General features: G+C 71.5%; 13 protein-coding genes. 3 read left to right on the top strand and 10 right to left on the bottom strand.

The window, feature by feature from the left end; all coding sequences use genetic code 11:
* Positions 1-2: 2 nt before the first annotated feature.
* The 6 genes from pgl to tkt are packed head-to-tail and all read right to left on the bottom strand — an operon-like array spanning position 3 to position 8,149.
* Positions 3-788: a 6-phosphogluconolactonase gene (gene pgl / locus IEX37_RS01295; RefSeq protein WP_188754440.1), complete on the bottom strand. Its 786-nt coding sequence runs from the start codon at positions 786-788 to the stop codon at positions 3-5.
* Positions 785-1,723, bottom strand: a complete 939-nt coding sequence (locus tag IEX37_RS01300; RefSeq protein WP_188754441.1) for a glucose-6-phosphate dehydrogenase assembly protein OpcA — start codon at positions 1,721-1,723, stop codon at positions 785-787. The genes pgl and IEX37_RS01300 overlap by 4 nt, the downstream gene beginning before the upstream one ends.
* A 34-nt stretch (positions 1,724-1,757) precedes the next feature.
* The gene (zwf, locus tag IEX37_RS01305; RefSeq protein ID WP_188754442.1) at positions 1,758-3,305 is read right to left on the bottom strand and encodes a glucose-6-phosphate dehydrogenase; all 1,548 of its coding nucleotides are present in this window, start codon (positions 3,303-3,305) and stop codon (positions 1,758-1,760) included.
* Positions 3,306-3,339: 34 nt separating this feature from the next.
* The gene (locus IEX37_RS01310; protein WP_188754443.1) at positions 3,340-4,938 is read right to left on the bottom strand and encodes a glucose-6-phosphate isomerase; all 1,599 of its coding nucleotides are present in this window, start codon (positions 4,936-4,938) and stop codon (positions 3,340-3,342) included.
* Positions 4,935-6,056 carry a transaldolase gene (gene tal, locus IEX37_RS01315; protein WP_188754444.1) on the bottom strand — a complete coding sequence of 374 codons (1,122 nt, stop codon included), beginning with the start codon at positions 6,054-6,056 and terminating at the stop codon, positions 4,935-4,937. Before tal ends, IEX37_RS01310 begins: the two co-directional genes overlap by 4 nt.
* Positions 6,053-8,149: a transketolase gene (tkt, locus tag IEX37_RS01320; protein WP_188754445.1), complete on the bottom strand. Its 2,097-nt coding sequence runs from the start codon at positions 8,147-8,149 to the stop codon at positions 6,053-6,055. The genes tal and tkt overlap by 4 nt, the downstream gene beginning before the upstream one ends.
* 302 nt (positions 8,150-8,451) lie before the next feature.
* Between tkt and IEX37_RS01325 the strand changes: the two genes are divergently transcribed.
* From IEX37_RS01325 to IEX37_RS01335, 3 genes are read left to right on the top strand one after another with little or no spacing between them, the layout of a single operon-like run.
* Positions 8,452-9,390 carry a heme o synthase gene (locus IEX37_RS01325; RefSeq protein ID WP_188754446.1) on the top strand — a complete coding sequence of 313 codons (939 nt, stop codon included), beginning with the start codon at positions 8,452-8,454 and terminating at the stop codon, positions 9,388-9,390.
* Between the two features lie 19 nt (positions 9,391-9,409).
* Positions 9,410-10,849: an MFS transporter gene (locus tag IEX37_RS01330; protein ID WP_229662995.1), complete on the top strand. Its 1,440-nt coding sequence runs from the start codon at positions 9,410-9,412 to the stop codon at positions 10,847-10,849.
* 46 nt (positions 10,850-10,895) lie between these two features.
* On the top strand, positions 10,896-11,411 hold the full coding sequence (locus IEX37_RS01335) for a YbhB/YbcL family Raf kinase inhibitor-like protein (RefSeq protein ID WP_188754447.1): 516 nt from the start codon (positions 10,896-10,898) through the stop codon (positions 11,409-11,411).
* Between the two features lie 75 nt (positions 11,412-11,486).
* On the opposite strand, the gene IEX37_RS01340 is transcribed toward IEX37_RS01335, so the two are convergent.
* The 4 genes from IEX37_RS01340 to phnC are packed head-to-tail and all read right to left on the bottom strand — an operon-like array spanning position 11,487 to position 14,588.
* Positions 11,487-12,119, bottom strand: a complete 633-nt coding sequence (locus IEX37_RS01340) for a TetR/AcrR family transcriptional regulator (protein WP_188754448.1) — start codon at positions 12,117-12,119, stop codon at positions 11,487-11,489.
* On the bottom strand, positions 12,116-12,901 hold the full coding sequence (locus tag IEX37_RS01345; RefSeq protein WP_188754449.1) for a tyrosine-protein phosphatase: 786 nt from the start codon (positions 12,899-12,901) through the stop codon (positions 12,116-12,118). Before IEX37_RS01345 ends, IEX37_RS01340 begins: the two co-directional genes overlap by 4 nt.
* Entirely contained in the window at positions 12,898-13,779 is an 882-nt protein-coding gene (gene phnE / locus IEX37_RS01350; RefSeq protein WP_188754450.1) for a phosphonate ABC transporter, permease protein PhnE, read from the bottom strand. The genes IEX37_RS01345 and phnE overlap by 4 nt, the downstream gene beginning before the upstream one ends.
* Complete coding sequence (gene phnC, locus IEX37_RS01355) at positions 13,779-14,588, bottom strand: phosphonate ABC transporter ATP-binding protein (protein WP_188754451.1); 810 nt, start codon at positions 14,586-14,588, stop codon at positions 13,779-13,781. The genes phnE and phnC overlap by 1 nt, the downstream gene beginning before the upstream one ends.
* Between the last annotated feature and the right edge of the window lie 2 nt (positions 14,589-14,590).

Genomic DNA, 14,590 nt, shown 5'->3' on the forward strand with positions numbered 1-14,590 from the left:
CGTCAGTAGTCCGGGTCGATGAGGTCTTCGGGGACGTCGGCGGCGGCTTCCTGGTCGACGAAGACCACGGTCTCGTGCGTGCCCTCGGCTCCGGCGGCCGGCACGCTCGAGTAGCCGGCGCCCGCGAGCACGAGCCCGAGCGCGGCCGCCTTGTCGGAGCCGGCGACGACCATCCAGATCCGCGATGAGGCGTTGATCACGGGACGCGTGAAGGTGATGCGCTCGGGCGGGGGCTTCGGCGACTCGCGCACCGGGAGCACCGCGCGGTCGGTCACGTGCACCTCGCCGCGGTCGGGGAACAGCGACGCGATGTGCCCGTCCGGGCCCACGCCGAGGAAGCACACGTCGAACGCGGGCCAGGGGCGCCCGTCCGCGCCGAAGCGCGCGAGCTCCGCGGCATAGGCGTCCGCCGCCTCGTCGAGCGTGACGGCGTCGTCGGCCGCAGCCGGCTCGTGCACGTTCTCGGCGGGCACGGTGATGACGTCCAGGAACGCCGCCCGCGCCTGGCCGGCGTTGCGCTCGGGATCGCTGCGCGGCACGAACCGCTCGTCGCTCCACCAGAAGTGCACCAGCGACCAATCGATGTTCGACGCCCAGCCGTGCTGCGCCGCGGCGGCGAGCACGGCGGAGCCCATCGAGCCGCCGGTCAGCGACACGTGGACGGGGCGGCCCTCCTGGGTGAGCTGCGCGAGCTTGCCGACGAAGCGGCCCGCGACGTCCTCCGCGAGCCTCGCCTTGTCGGGATGCACGACGACGCGGCGGCCGTCCGCGCGGTCCGAGGCGGTCATGCGGCGCCCCTCGGCTCGCTCAGTCGAGCCCAGCCCTCGCTGATCACCCGGCCGTACAGGGGATCCGGGTCCAGGCGACGAAGCTCCTCCGCGAGGCACTCGCGCAGCGTCCGGCGGGGCAGGTGCAGGTCGTGGTCGGGCTGCCCGGGCTGCGTCAGCAGCGCCATCGCGTCGCTCTGCCGCTCCAGCACGATGTCACCGCTCGCGCGCGTCAGGCGCACCGATCGGATGCCGTGGTCCCACACGTCCGGATCCTCGTAGCGCCAGTCGACGGGGAGGTCCAGCGCGAGTCCCAGCCATGCCGCGAGCAGCGCGGTGGAGGGGGATGTGGAGGCGCCCCGCACCTGCACGGCGGTCACGGGCTCGTAGGGCGGCTGGTCCAGCACGGCCGCGAGCTGCTCGCGCCACCGCGTGAGGCGGGTCCACGCGAGGTCCGTGTCGCCCGGCGTGTAGGAGGACTCCAGCTGCGTGAGGCGCTCGGACGAGTACGGCGCCGTCGCGGTGTCCGTGATGCGGCGCTGGGCGATCCGTCCCAGCGCGGACGCCCCGGGACGCGGCGGCGGCTCGTCGGGCCACCACGCCACGACGGGGGCATCCGGCAGCAGCAGGCCGGTCAGCAGCGTCGACTCGTTGCCGGCGGCGTCCCCGTAGGCCTGCAGCACGACGACCTCGCTGGCGCCGGCGTCGCCGCCCACGCGGATCTGCGCGTCGAGCCGCGCCTCGCCGTGCGGATCCGTGACGAGCACGATCACGCGCATGGGGTGCTCCCGAGACGCGTCGTTCGCGGCCTCGATCGCCGACTCCTCGAGCCCGCGGTGCGACGTGATGACGAGCGTCAGCACGCGGCCGAGGGCGACCGCACCGCCCTCCTCGCGCGTGCTCACGAGCTGGCGCGCGACCTTGCTGACGGTGGTGTCGGGCAGGTCGATGATCACAGGTCTCTCCAGTCCATCGAGTCGGTCCGGCGCGTCACGGGCGCCTCCAGACGCGGCCGTCGCGGGCGAGCAGCTCGTCGGCCGAGGGCGGGCCCCACGAACCGGGGTCGTACTGCTCGAGCGGGCCGCCCTGCGCGGCCCAGAACTCCTCCACGGGGTCCAGGATGCGCCAGGACAGCTCGACCTCCTCGTGCCGCGGGAACAGCGGCGGGTCGCCCAGCAGGACGTCCAGGATCAGGCGCTCGTACGCCTCGGGGCTCGCCTCCGTGAACGCGTGTCCGTACCCGAAGTCCATCGTCACGTCGCGCACATGCGTGCCGGTGCCGGGCACCTTGGAGCCGAAGCGGATCGTGACGCCCTCGTCGGGCTGCACGCGGATCACGAGCGCGTTCTGTCCCAGCTCGGCCGTCTGCCCGCGCGAGAACAGGTGCTCGGGCGCCCGCTTGAACACGACCGCGATCTCGGTGACCCGGCGCCCCAGGCGCTTGCCCGTCCGCAGATAGAACGGCACGTCCGCCCAGCGGCGGGTCGCAATCTCGAGCTTGAGCGCGGCGTACGTCTCCGACGTGGAGTGGGGGTTCATCCCCTCCTCCTCGAGGAAGCCGCACACCCGTTCGCCGCCCTGCCAGCCGCCCGCATACTGGCCGCGTGCCGTCGCCGTGGCCAGGTCGCGGGGCAGGCGCACGGCCGCGAGCACCTTCTCCTTCTCGGCGCGCAGGTGCTCGGCGGAGAGGCTGATGGGCTCCTCCATCGCGGTGAGCGCCAGGAGCTGCAGCAGGTGGTTCTGCATGACGTCGCGCGCCGCCCCCACCCCGTCGTAGTAGCCGGCGCGGCCGCCCACGCCGATGTCCTCCGCCATCGTGATCTGGACGTGATCGACGTAGTTGCGGTTCCAGATCGGCTCGTACAGCTCGTTGGCGAAGCGCAGCGCCAGGATGTTCTGCACCGTCTCCTTGCCGAGGTAGTGGTCGATCCGGAAGATCGAGTCGGCCGGGAACGCGGCCTCCAGGGCATCGTTCAGCGCGCGGGCCGACGCGAGGTCGTGGCCGAACGGCTTCTCGATCACGACGCGGCGCCACCGGTTGTCGTCCGGGGTGTCGTCGACGAGCCCGGAGTCCAACAGCTGCTTCGCCACGGTCGGGAACGCCTTCGGCGGGATCGACAGGTAGAACGCGTGGTTCCCCATCGTGCCGCGCTCGACGTCGAGCCGATCCACGGTCTCCCGGAGTCGACGGAACGCCTCGGGGTCGTCGAACTCGCCCTGCACGAACCGGATGCCCTGCTGGAGCTGCTGCCACGTCTCCTCGCGGAACTCCGTGCGCGCGTGGTCGCGGATCGCGTCGTGCACGACCTGCGCGAAGTCCTGGTCCTCCCAGTCGCGCCGGGCGAAGCCCACGAGGGCGAAGCCCGGCGGCAGGAGGCCGCGATTGGCGAGGTCGTACACGGCCGGCATCAGCTTCTTCCGCGACAGGTCGCCCGTGACGCCGAAGATGACCAGTGCGCTGGGCCCCGCGATGCGGTTGAGGCGCCGGTCGTCGGGGTCGCGCAGCGGGTTGACGCCGCGCGAGATCTGGACGGTCATCGGGTCAGGCTCCCTGCTCCCACGGGCGTGGCCACTACTGCGCCGCCTCGAACAGCGTGAGCACCTCGGCCTGCGGGTCCGTGAGCGTGAGCGTCACGACCGGGCGTCCGTGCTCGGCGAGGACGGCGGCGTCGCCGCTCGCCTGCGCCTCGATGAGCTGTCCGAAGGTGAAGGGCCGCTCCGGGATCTCCACGTCCAGCTCCGTGCGCTCCGTGATCTGAAGGAACACGCCCTGGGCCGGACCGCCCTTGTGGTACTGCCCGGTGGAGTGGAGGAACCGCGGCCCCCAGCCGAAGGTGGTGGGGCGCCCCGAGTCCGCGGCGACCATCTCCCGGAGCCCCAGCAGCTGAGGCACCTCGAGGCGGTTCACGTACGCCTGGATCGACACGTAGCCGTCCTCGGGGAGCTTGCGCCAGAGGGCGTCGAGGACGCTCTGCACGGTGCCGCCGGCCGCGAGCGCCGGATCGCTGACGCGCACCTCCACGCCCGCCTCGACGAACGCCGGCGCCGACGGCTCGGGCCGCGCCTCGAGGAGGCCGCGCGCGGCGGCCTTGGCCGACTCGACGTCCGGCTGGTCGAACGGGTTGATGCCGAGCATCCGGCCGGCGATGGCGGTCGCGTACTCCCACACGACGAACTGCGCGCCCAGCGTGCCGCTGACGACGATCTCGCCGTCGTGGCGGTGCGCGACCTCGTCCACGTCGTCCACCAGGCGCGCGATCTGCAGGTCGGCCGGCCGGGAGTCCAGCTCGGGCGAGACGGGCAGCATCACGACCGGAAGGATGCCCGTGCCCTGCTTGCCCGTGGACTCCGCGATGAGCTGCTCGATCCAGTCGGGCAGGCCCACGATGTGCGTGCCGTCGGTGATCAGACCGAGCTTGTCGCGGCGCGGCGACGTCCCCGCGATGGCGGCGGCGAGCACGAGCGCGGGGTTGTCGGGCGCGTCGATCGCGACGCGCAGGAGCGTCGCCTCCGCCTCGTCGAGCAGGGCGTCGATGTCGGCTCCCGCCAGGCCCGACGGCACGAGCCCGAACGCCGTGAGCGCCGAGTACCGGCCGCCCACGGTGGGGTCGGCGTTGAAGACGCGGTAACCGGCCGCGCGCGCGGACTCGTCGAGCGGGGAACCGGGATCGGTGACGATGATGATGCGCTCGGCCGGGTCGATCCCGAGGTCGCGGAAGGCGGCCTCGAAGGCGCGGCGCTGCGAGTCGGTCTCCACCGTCGAGCCGGACTTCGACGACACGATGAGCGCCGTGCGGTCGAGCCCCGAGTCGAGCGCTGCGAGCACCTGGCCGGGGGAGGTCGAGTCGAGGATCGTCAGCTCGACGCCCGCGGTCTGCGTGATGACCTCGGGGGCGAGCGACGAGCCGCCCATGCCCGCGAGCACGAAGCGATCCACGCCCCGGGCCGCCAGCTCCTCGCGCAGCGCGACGATGTCCGGCACGAGCGGGCGGGAGACGGAGACCGCCTGCACCCACCCGAGGCGCTGGGCGGCCTCCTCCTCGGCCTCGGGGCCCCACAGCGTCGCATCGAGGTTCGTGATGCACGACGCGACCAGCTCGTCGATCAGGCGGGGCAGGTGGGTCGCGACCGCGGCCTCGGCGTCGCCGGAGACGCGGATCGCGAACGTCACTGCGCTCCCTCCGGCTGGGCGCCCGCCAGCGCGGCGGCGACGGTGTCCTGCAGCTCGTGCCACGACGCGATGAACTTCTCCACGCCCTCCGATTCGAGCACCTGCGTCACATCGGCGAAGTCGACCCCCACCTCGGCGAGGTCGGCGAACAGAGCGTGCGCCTCGTCATACGCGCCGGTGACGGTGTCGCCGGTCACCTCCGCGTGGTCGAAGGTCGCCTCGAGCGTCTTCTCCGGCATCGTGTTGACGGTGCCCTTCGCGACGAGGCCCGTCACGTAGAGCGTGTCCGGAAGCGCCGGATCCTTCACGCCCGTCGAGGCCCACAGCGGGCGCTGCACGTTCGCGCCGGCCGACACGAGCTGCGTCGCGCGGTCCTCCGCGAAGCGCTTCTCGAACAGCTCGTACGCCAGGCGGGCGTTGGCGAGACCGGCCTTGCCGACCAGCGCCTTCGCCTCGTCGCTGCCGATGGCGGCGAGGCGCTTGTCGACCTCCGTGTCGACGCGCGACACGAAGAACGACGCGACCGAGTGGATCGTCGACAGGTCGATGCCGGCCTCGCGCGCCTTCTCGAGACCCGACAGGTAGGCGTCGATGACCTCGTCGTACCGCTCGAGGCTGAAGATGAGCGTGACGTTGACGCTGATCCCGGATCCGATCACCTCGGTGATCGCGGGCAGACCCGCCTTGGTCGCGGGGATCTTGATCAGCGCGTTGGGGCGGTCCACACGCGACCACAGGTCCTTGGCCTGCGCGACCGTGCCCTCGGTGTCATGCGCCAGGTCGGGGGAGACCTCGATCGAGACGCGGCCGTCGACGCCGTCCGTCCGGTCGTAGATCGGGCGGAACAGGTCGCACGCGTTGCGGACGTCGTCGGTCGTGATCGAGAAGATCGCCTCGTCGGTCGACACACCGGCCTTGGCGAGCTGCTCGACCTGCCCCTCGTAGGCCTCGCCCTTCGACAGGGCGCCCGCGAAGATCGTGGGGTTGGTGGTGACGCCGGTCACGTCGCGCGACGAGATGAGCTCGGCGAGGTTGCCGGACAGGATGCGCTGGCGCGAGAGGTCGTCGAGCCAGATGCTGACGCCCGCGGCGGCCAGAGCGGCGGTGGGGGTGGTCATGCGTTCTCCTTGAGGGTCTGGCGAGCCGCCTCCACGACGGCTTCTGCGGTGATGCCGAACTTCTCGAACAGGGTCCTGTAGTCGGCCGAGGCGCCGAAGTGCTCGATCGACACGGAGCGGCCGCGGTCGCCGACGATGTCGCGCCAGCTGAGCGACAGACCGGCCTCCACCGAGACGCGCGCCGTCACGCTCGCCGGGAGCACGCTCTCGCGGTACTCCTCGTCCTGCTCGGCGAACCACTCGAGCGCCGGCGCCGAGACGACGCGCGCGTTGACGCCCTCGGCCGCGAGCGTCTCGCGGGCCGCGATCGCGAGCTGCACCTCGGAGCCCGTCGCCACGATGATGACGTCCGGCGTGCCGCCCGGGGCCTCCGCCAGCACGTACGCGCCGCGCGCCGCGCCCTGGGCCGATGCGAGCGTGTCGCCCGACGCCTCGCCCTCGCCGCGTTCGAACACCGGGATGTTCTGGCGCGTGAGCGCGATACCGGCCGGGCCCCGGCGGCGTCGCAGCATCTCGAGCCACACCACGGCGGTCTCGTTCGCGTCGGCGGGCCGGACGACCGTCAGGTTCGGGATGGCGCGCAGGGCGGTGAGCTGCTCGATCGGCTGGTGGGTGGGGCCGTCCTCGCCGAGCGCGACCGAGTCGTGGGTCCACACGAAGATGCTCGGGATGTCCATCAGCGCGGCCAGGCGGACGGCCGGGCGCATGTAGTCGCTGAAGATCAGGAACGTGCCGCCGAACGCGCGGGTCGGCCCATGCAGCACGATGCCGTTGACGATCGCGCCCATCGCGTGCTCGCGGATGCCGAAGTGCAGCACGCGACCGTAGGGGTTGCCGGACCACTCGCCGGTCGACCACTTCTCCGGGATGAACGACGGCGCGCCCTTGATCGTCGTGAGGTTCGACTCCGCCAGGTCGGCCGAGCCGCCCCAGAGCTCGGGCAGCTGCGCGGCCAGCGCGTTGATGACCTGACCGGAAGCCGCGCGCGTGGAGACGTCCTTGCCCGGCTCGAACGTCGGCAGCGCGTCCTCGATGCCCTCGGGAAGCTCGCCGGCGTGCAGGCGGTCCCACAGCGCCTTGCGGTCGGGGTTCGCGGTCGCCCAAGCGTCGAAGCGCTCCTGCCACTCCGCGCGAGCCGAGGCGCCCCGCTCCGCCAGGGAGCGCGTGTGCGCGATCACGTCGTCCGCGACCACGAAGGTCTGCTCGGGATCGAAGCCCAGGGCCTTCTTGGTCGCGGCGAGCTCGTCGGCGCCGAGCGCCGAGCCGTGGATCTTGCCGGTGTTCTGCTTGCCGGGCGACGGCCAGCCGATGATCGTCTTGAGCACGATGATCGACGGCTGGGAGGTCTCGGCCTTCGCGGCCTCGATCGCCGCGTACAGCTCGGCGACGTCCTCGACGTAGTCGCCGGTCTTCTTCCAGTCGACCGTCTGCACGTGCCAGCCGAGCGCCTCGTAGCGCGCCGCGACATCCTCCGTGAAGGCGACGTTGGTGTCGTCCTCGATCGAGATCTGGTTGGCGTCGTAGATCACGACGAGGTTCCCGAGCTGCTGGTGTCCCGCGAGGGAGGACGCCTCGTTGGTGACGCCCTCCTGGATGTCGCCGTCCGAGGCGATCACGTACACGAAGTGGTCGAACGGGCTCTCGCCCGCCGGCGCGTCGGGGTCGAACAGCCCGCGCTCGTAGCGCGCGGCGTACGCGAAGCCGACGGCGGACGCGAGGCCCTGACCGAGCGGGCCCGTCGTGATCTCCACGCCGTCGGTGTGGCCGTACTCGGGGTGCCCGGGGGTCTTGGAGCCCCAGGTGCGCAGCGACTTGAGATCGTCGAGCTCGAGTCCGAACCCGCCCAGGTAGAGCTGCACGTACTGCGTGAGAGAGGAGTGGCCCGCGGACAGGATGAAGCGGTCGCGACCGGCCCAGCGGGTGTCAGCGGGATCGTGGCGCATCACCCGCTGGTACAGCAGATACGCGGCGGGCGCGAGGCTCATGGCCGTGCCGGGATGGCCGTTGCCGACCTTCTCCACGGCGTCCGCGGCCAGCACGCGGGCCGTGTCCACGGCCCGCCGATCGATCTCATCCCAACGCAGTTCCGTCACCGGATCGCCTTTCGTGGTGGGGTGGGGCGCCCGAGGGGGCCGCTCGGCAGGACCGTGTGGCTCCACGGGTGAGGCAACCGGCCCGGGGCGCGAGTGTGCCCCCAGCATAGCGCCGGGGCCGTCGGCAGGGAGGGCCTCGCGACGCAGCCTGACACGACGGAACGTCGCGCGTGCTGCGGGCGCGTGTCCGAGCCGTGTCGGTTCTCTCACGCTGGCGCCCGCGGCGTGGTGAATCGCGCTGATCCCGTAGACTGGGGGAGCCTGTGCCCGTGCGCGCGGGCGCGGCACCGGGGAGGAGAGGCATGGCCACGACGACCGTCGGCGCCGAGCGCAAGACGAGAAGCGGCCTCGGCCGCAAGGTGCGCGCGTACGTCGCGCTCACCAAGCCGCGCGTGCTCGAGCTGTTGCTCGTGTCGACCGTGCCCGTGATGTTCCTCGCCGCGCAGGGTCTGCCGAACCTGTGGCTCGTGCTCGCCACGGTGGTCGGAGGCTCCCTGAGCGCCGGCTCGGCTGCGGCGTTCAACATGTATCTCGACCGCGACATCGATGCGCACATGCAGCGGACGGAGAAGCGGCCGATCGTCACGGGCGAGATCTCCCCGCGCAGCGCGCTCGTGTTCGCATGGGTCCTCGCGATCGTCTCGACCGCGTGGTTCCTCCTCACGACCAACCCGCTGACGGCGTTCCTGTCGGCGTTCGCGATCTTCTTCTACGTCGTCATCTACACGATGATCCTCAAGCGCCGCACCGAGCAGAACATCGTGTGGGGTGGCATCGCGGGCTGCTTCCCGGTGCTGATCGGCTGGGCGGCGGTGACGAACTCGCTCGACTGGGCGGCCTTCATCCTGTTCGCGCTCGTGTTCCTCTGGACGCCGCCGCACTACTGGCCGCTGTCGATGAAGTACAGCGACGAGTACGAGAACGTGGACGTGCCCATGCTCGGCGCGACCCGATCGGGTGCGCAGGTGGGCCTCCAGATCATCCTCTACGCGTGGGCGACCGTCGCGTGCTCCCTGCTGCTCATCCCGGTCGCGGGGATGGGTGTCGTGTACACCGCCTCCGCCCTGGTGTTCGGCGGCTGGTTCCTGTACGAGTCGCACCGCCTCTACAACCGCGCGGTGCTGGCGAGCGCGGAGGGGCGCGCCCTCTCGCCCGGTCCGATGCGCGTGTTCCACGCATCGATCACATACCTCACGCTCGTCTTCGTCGCGGTGGCGGTCGATCCGCTGCTGCCGTTCTGACACGCGGGCGCTGACCGGCGTGGAGACGGTACGTCGGTGGCCGGCCTTCTGGGTCTGTGCCACCGTCGCGGCCCTCACGATCCTCGACCTGACGAAGGTCAACGTCGCGCTGCCCTCGATCGAGCAGGCCTTCGATGCTGGCTCCACCGAGCTGCAGCTGGTCGTGTCGGGGTACGTGCTCGCGATGGGGCTGCTGCTCGTGCCGATGGGTCGCATCGGCGACCAGCGCTCCCGCCGCACGATGATCGTGATCGGGCTGAGCCTGTTCACCGTGGCCAGCGCCGTGTGCGCGCTCGCACCCAACGCCGAGGTGCTGCTGGTCGGGCGGCTGCTGCAGGGCGTGGCGGCGGGTGTGCACATGCCGCAGGTGATGGGCCTCATCCAACAGCTGTTCCAGGGTCGCGAGCGGGGTCGGGCGTTCGGCATGTTCGGGGCCACGATCGGCCTCGCGACGGCGTTCGGGCCCCTGATCGGAGGCCTGTCGATCGCGATCGGCGGAGCGGAGGAGGGCTGGCGCGGCATTTTCTGGATGAACGTGCCCGTGTGCGCGGCCGTGATCGTGCTGGCACTCCGGTTGATCCCGGGCTCGGCCGGCAGCGGCCGCCGGCTCGAACTGGACCCCGTGGGGACCGTGCTGTTCGGCGGCGCGGTGATCGCGCTCATGTTCCCGTTCTTGTTCACGACCGGGTCCCCCGACGATCCGCCTGCCCGCTGGTGGGCGCTGGCCGCGCTGGGTCTCCTGCTGGTCGCCTTCGTGCTGTGGGAGCGGCGCTACGAGGCCGGCGGTCGGGCACCGCTGCTGCCCATCCGGCTGTTCGCCCTGCCGTCGTTCCGCAACGGCGCGCTCGTGGGCACCGCGTACTTCGCGGGTCTGCCGGCGATGTTCGTGCTGACGACGCTCTTCCTGCAGATCGGGGTGCACCTGGCGGCCCTCGACGCGGCGCTCGTGACGATCGGCTTCGCGCTGTCGAGCGCCGTGACCGCGTGGCTCAGCGGCCGCCTGGTCGCCCGGTACGGCCGGGGGCTCGTGGTGCTGGGAACCGTGGTGATGCTGATGGGCATCGGCGGTCTCGTGCTCGCCGCCCTGTTCGCCCCCGCCGAGATCGTGGGCTACGTCATGGCCGCCATCATGGTCTTCAGCGGGCTCGGGGGAGGCCTGGTCGTCTCGCCCAACCAGACGCTGATGTTCGCCGAGGTGCCCGTGCAGCAGGCGGGGCTCGCGGGGTCGGTCGGACAGCTCGGCCAGCGCGTCGGTTCGGCGATCGGCATCCCGATCGCCCTGTCGTTTTTCTACTCGACGATCTACCGGGAGAGCGGCACGCGGCTGGAGATCGTCGTGTATCAGGACGCCTTCGCGTTCGGGATGATCGCGGTCGGCGGCTTCACCCTGGTGGCCCTGCTGGCCGCGCTGGCGGACCTCGTGCACCGGCGGCGACCTCCGGCGCGCGACGCGGCCTGACGGCCGCGTTCCGGGCGGCTAGCCTGGGAGCGGAAGGAGGGTCACCATGTTCTCTTACGATCCGTATGCCGAGCTCGCGACCCTGCGGGACTTCGCGCCCCTCACGCTGACGAGCGACGACATCGCCCACGACCAGCCCCTGCCGCGTGCGCAGTGGGGCTCCGCGATGGGCGGGAGCGACACCTCGCCCCAGCTGAGCTGGTCGGGAGCCCCGGAGGGGACGAAGTCCTTCGCGCTGTCGTGCTTCGACCCCGACGCTCCCACCGGCTCGGGGTTCTGGCACTGGGCGGTGTACGACATCCCGGCCGACGTGACGTCGTTCCCGGCGGGCCAGACCCCCGCGGGCATCACGCTGAGGAACGAGGCCGGCACTCGCGGCTTCATCGGGGCGGGCCCGCCGCCCGGCACGGGCGTGCACCGGTACTTCTTCGTGGTCGACGCCCTCGACGTGGAGCACCTCGACATCACCGAGGACGCCACCCCGGCGGTGCTCGGCTTCCATCGCCACTTCCACTCGCTGGCGCGCGGCATCCTCGTCCCGACCGCCACGTCGGACGAGTAGTCCCGTCCGGAGGAGGGTGAACAGGGCGCGTGCCCCGGATCCGCCATCCGGGGCACGCGCCCTGTCGTTCGCGCCTCAGGCGAGCATGCCTCGCCACACGGTCTCGAAGGCGACACGACAGCGGGCGAGTGCCTCGGGGTCGCCCATCGATACGCCACGGACGAACGCCTGATAGTAGAAGACGCCGTTGATGAGATCGATGCTGGAGTCGATGTCGAGGTCGGCGCGCAGGATGCCCCGGTCGATACCCGCCTGCAGCGCGCGGCCGATGCTGCCGCGGCGCCCGCTCACGTGCGAGCGCCAGTACGCGCGCTGCAGCTCCCGGTCCGCCATCACGAGCTGCATGCGCAGACGGAAGCGGCGGTCGGGGTATTCGGCCCCGCGCGACTCGCGGGGGTGCGTGAAGTACGCATCGACGATGTTCTGCTTGAGATCGCCCTCCGCGGAGATCTCGACGGCGTTGTTGCGGCCGTGGTCCAGGGCCGCCGCCACGAGGTCGGTCAGGCTGCGCCAGCGCCGGTAGAGGGCTGCTCGCGACACCCCGCTGGTCTCGACGACCGCGTTCACCGTGACCTCGCGGCCCGCGTCGATGAGCTCGAGAGTCGCACGGAGGATCCGCTCGTCGTGTTCCTGGATGCGCGGGCGCCCCGGGCCGCGCCGGCGCGACGCGGTCCCGGGTGGCGCCGTCTGCGCCGTCTGCGCCGTCACGCGTCGAGCGCCCGACGGCGCAGCAGGTCGACCAGGGCGTCGGTCAGACCGGCGCGTCGCACCGGGGCGAGCGCGTCCCCGTCGTGACGTTCGCGGAGCGTGTCGAGGGCCGTGCGCATGGCATCGCCGTGAAACCTCTGCTCGCCCGCCGCGAGGCTCGCCGCGTCCATGTCGATGCCCATGGCGCGCGTCATCGGCCCGATCACGGCGCGCGCGCGCTCGAGGATCGCCGGCACGTTGGGGCCGGTGCGGGCGTAGTCGGCGACGATCTCGTCGTCGGAGGCGCCCAACGCGAGCAGCAGCGAGGCCGCGAGCACGCCCGTGCGATCCTTGCCCGCGGTGCAGTGGAAGGCGACGGTGCCGGGCGCGGTCGCCATGACGGCCAGCGCGTTGACGATCAGCGGTGCGGCGTTCTCGATCAGCGCGGCGTACATCGGGCCGTACGTGCGGCGGTAGTCGCCCGAGAAGAAGTCATGGCGGTTGAGGTCGCCGCGGATGTCGGTCGTGAGCGCCACGTGGTGGTAGGTCACCGCGTGGTCGGCGAGCGGTCCGCGGCCCGTGATGCGCGTCTCGAGGTTCGAGCGGAGGTCGATCACGGAGGTGAGCCCCGCCCCGACCAGCTCGGCCGCGACCTCGTCGGTGATGAGCGTGAGGTCGTCGGCGCGGATCGCGAACCCGGGGCGGATCTCGCCGCCCTGCACGCGGATCCCGCCCATGTCGCGCAGGTTGACGGGCGCGCTGCGCACGAGCGCGTCGACGGGGGACGTCTCGACGGTGGTCATGTGATCTTCTTTCTGATGATGGCGCTGGCCTGATCGATGACGGTGACGAGCACGATGATGCAGATCACCATGGCGGAGAGGTGGCCGTAGTTGTACATGTTCATGGCGGTCGTCAGCTCCAGGCCGATGCCGCCCGCGCCCACGAGGCCGAGGATGGTGGCGCCGCGCACGTTGCCTTCGAACAGGAGCAGGGTGTAGCTCGTGAGCATCGGCAGCGCCTGGGGTAGGATGCCGTACTGCACGATCTGGCGCTTCGACGCCCCGACCGACTCCATCGCGGTGATGGGGCCCCGGTCGACCGCCTCCATCGCCTCGGCGAACACCTTGCCGATGGAGCCGATGGATCCGACCGTCATCGCGAGGATGCCCGCGAAGGGACCCAGTCCCACGGCCGAGACGAACATCAGCGCGATGACCAGGTCGGGCAGTGCGCGGATGATGTTCATCGTCCAGCGGCAGATGTAGTAGAGCCAGCGCGGGGCGATGTTGCTGGCCGCGCCGAAGGCGACGATCAGCGACAGCACGGTGCCGAGCACGGTGCCGACGATCGCCATCTGCAGCGTCTCGATCAGCAGCGCCAGGATCCGATCGAACCGTGAGAAGTCCGGCGGGAAGAGCCGGCCGATGAAGCCGACCATGTTGACGGTGCCCTCGCCCAGCTTGACGAAGTTGAACTGGGCGCCGTTCGCCGACCACACCACGATCGCGGCGGCGAGGACCGCGCCCACGACGAACCGGGCGCGCGGGATCCGGAACGCGCGCTCGAGTCGCTCGCGGTGCTTCGCATCGAGGGTGGTGGCCTGCGCCGGCTTCTTACGGGGATTGCGCGGTGTGTCGGGGGACGCCTGGGCCTCGTCCGCGGGATTCACGGTCGCCATCAGTCCTCCTCCTCTTCGTCGTCGACGTCGTACACCACGGCGAGCTGTGCGGCATCCAGCTGGGACGTCGCGCCCTGGACGACCAGCTCGCCGTGACGCAGCCCGACGATGCGGTCGGAGTGTGCGAGCGCGAGCGGAAGGACGTGCAGGCTCACGAGGACGGGGATGCCCTCCTGGTGCGCGATGGAGCGCAGCAGCTCGAGCACGGTGCGGCTCATCTTCGGGTCGAGCGAGGCGACGGGCTCGTCGGCGAGGATCAGCTTCGGGCGCTGCATGAGCGCCCGCGCGATCGCGACGCGCTGCTGCTGCCCGCCCGACAGCGTCCGTGCCTCCTGGTCCGCCTTGTGCGCGATGCCGACGCGGTCCAGCAGCTCCAGCGCGCGCTTGCGGTCCTCGCTGCGGAATGTGCCGAGCAGGTTCAGGGGGCCGGCGCCGTAGAGCGAGCCCGCGAGCACGTTCGTGAGCACCGAGAGGCGTCCGATCAGGTTGAACTGCTGGAAGACCTGCCCGACGTTCGAGCGCAGCTCGCGCAGCTGCCCGCGGCGGAGGTTGTTCAGGTCGAAGCCGCCGACCCGGGCCGTGCCGCCGCTGATCGGAGCGAAGCCCGTGAGCGTCTTCATGAGCGTCGACTTGCCGGAGCCCGAGGCGCCGAGCAGGGCGACCATCTCGCCGGGGTGGAGGTCGAGGTCGACACCGTCGAGCACGAGCGGAGCGTCGGGTGCGTACCGCACGCGCAGGTCGCGCACGGTGACGAGCGGGAGCCGGGCCTGCGCCCCGGCGGTGCTGGGGGCGACGAAGGGCGTCGACACGG

This window comes from Microbacterium album (genome assembly GCF_014643695.1).
GTDB classification, from domain to species: domain Bacteria; phylum Actinomycetota; class Actinomycetes; order Actinomycetales; family Microbacteriaceae; genus Microbacterium; species Microbacterium album.

Bases quoted from the DNA above. Each gene is read 5' to 3' on its own strand.
- tal (WP_188754444.1), bottom strand. From the start codon at position 6,056: ATGACCACCCCCACCGCCGCTCTGGCCGCCGCGGGCGTCAGCATCTGG.
- IEX37_RS01345 (WP_188754449.1), bottom strand. From the start codon at position 12,901: ATGACCACCGTCGAGACGTCCCCCGTCGACGCGCTCGTGCGCAGCGCG.
- pgl (WP_188754440.1), bottom strand. From the start codon at position 788: ATGACCGCCTCGGACCGCGCGGACGGCCGCCGCGTCGTCGTGCATCCC.
- zwf (WP_188754442.1), bottom strand. From the start codon at position 3,305: ATGACCGTCCAGATCTCGCGCGGCGTCAACCCGCTGCGCGACCCCGAC.
- phnE (WP_188754450.1), bottom strand. From the start codon at position 13,779: ATGGCGACCGTGAATCCCGCGGACGAGGCCCAGGCGTCCCCCGACACA.
- IEX37_RS01325 (WP_188754446.1), top strand. From the start codon at position 8,452: ATGGCCACGACGACCGTCGGCGCCGAGCGCAAGACGAGAAGCGGCCTC.
- IEX37_RS01335 (WP_188754447.1), top strand. From the start codon at position 10,896: ATGTTCTCTTACGATCCGTATGCCGAGCTCGCGACCCTGCGGGACTTC.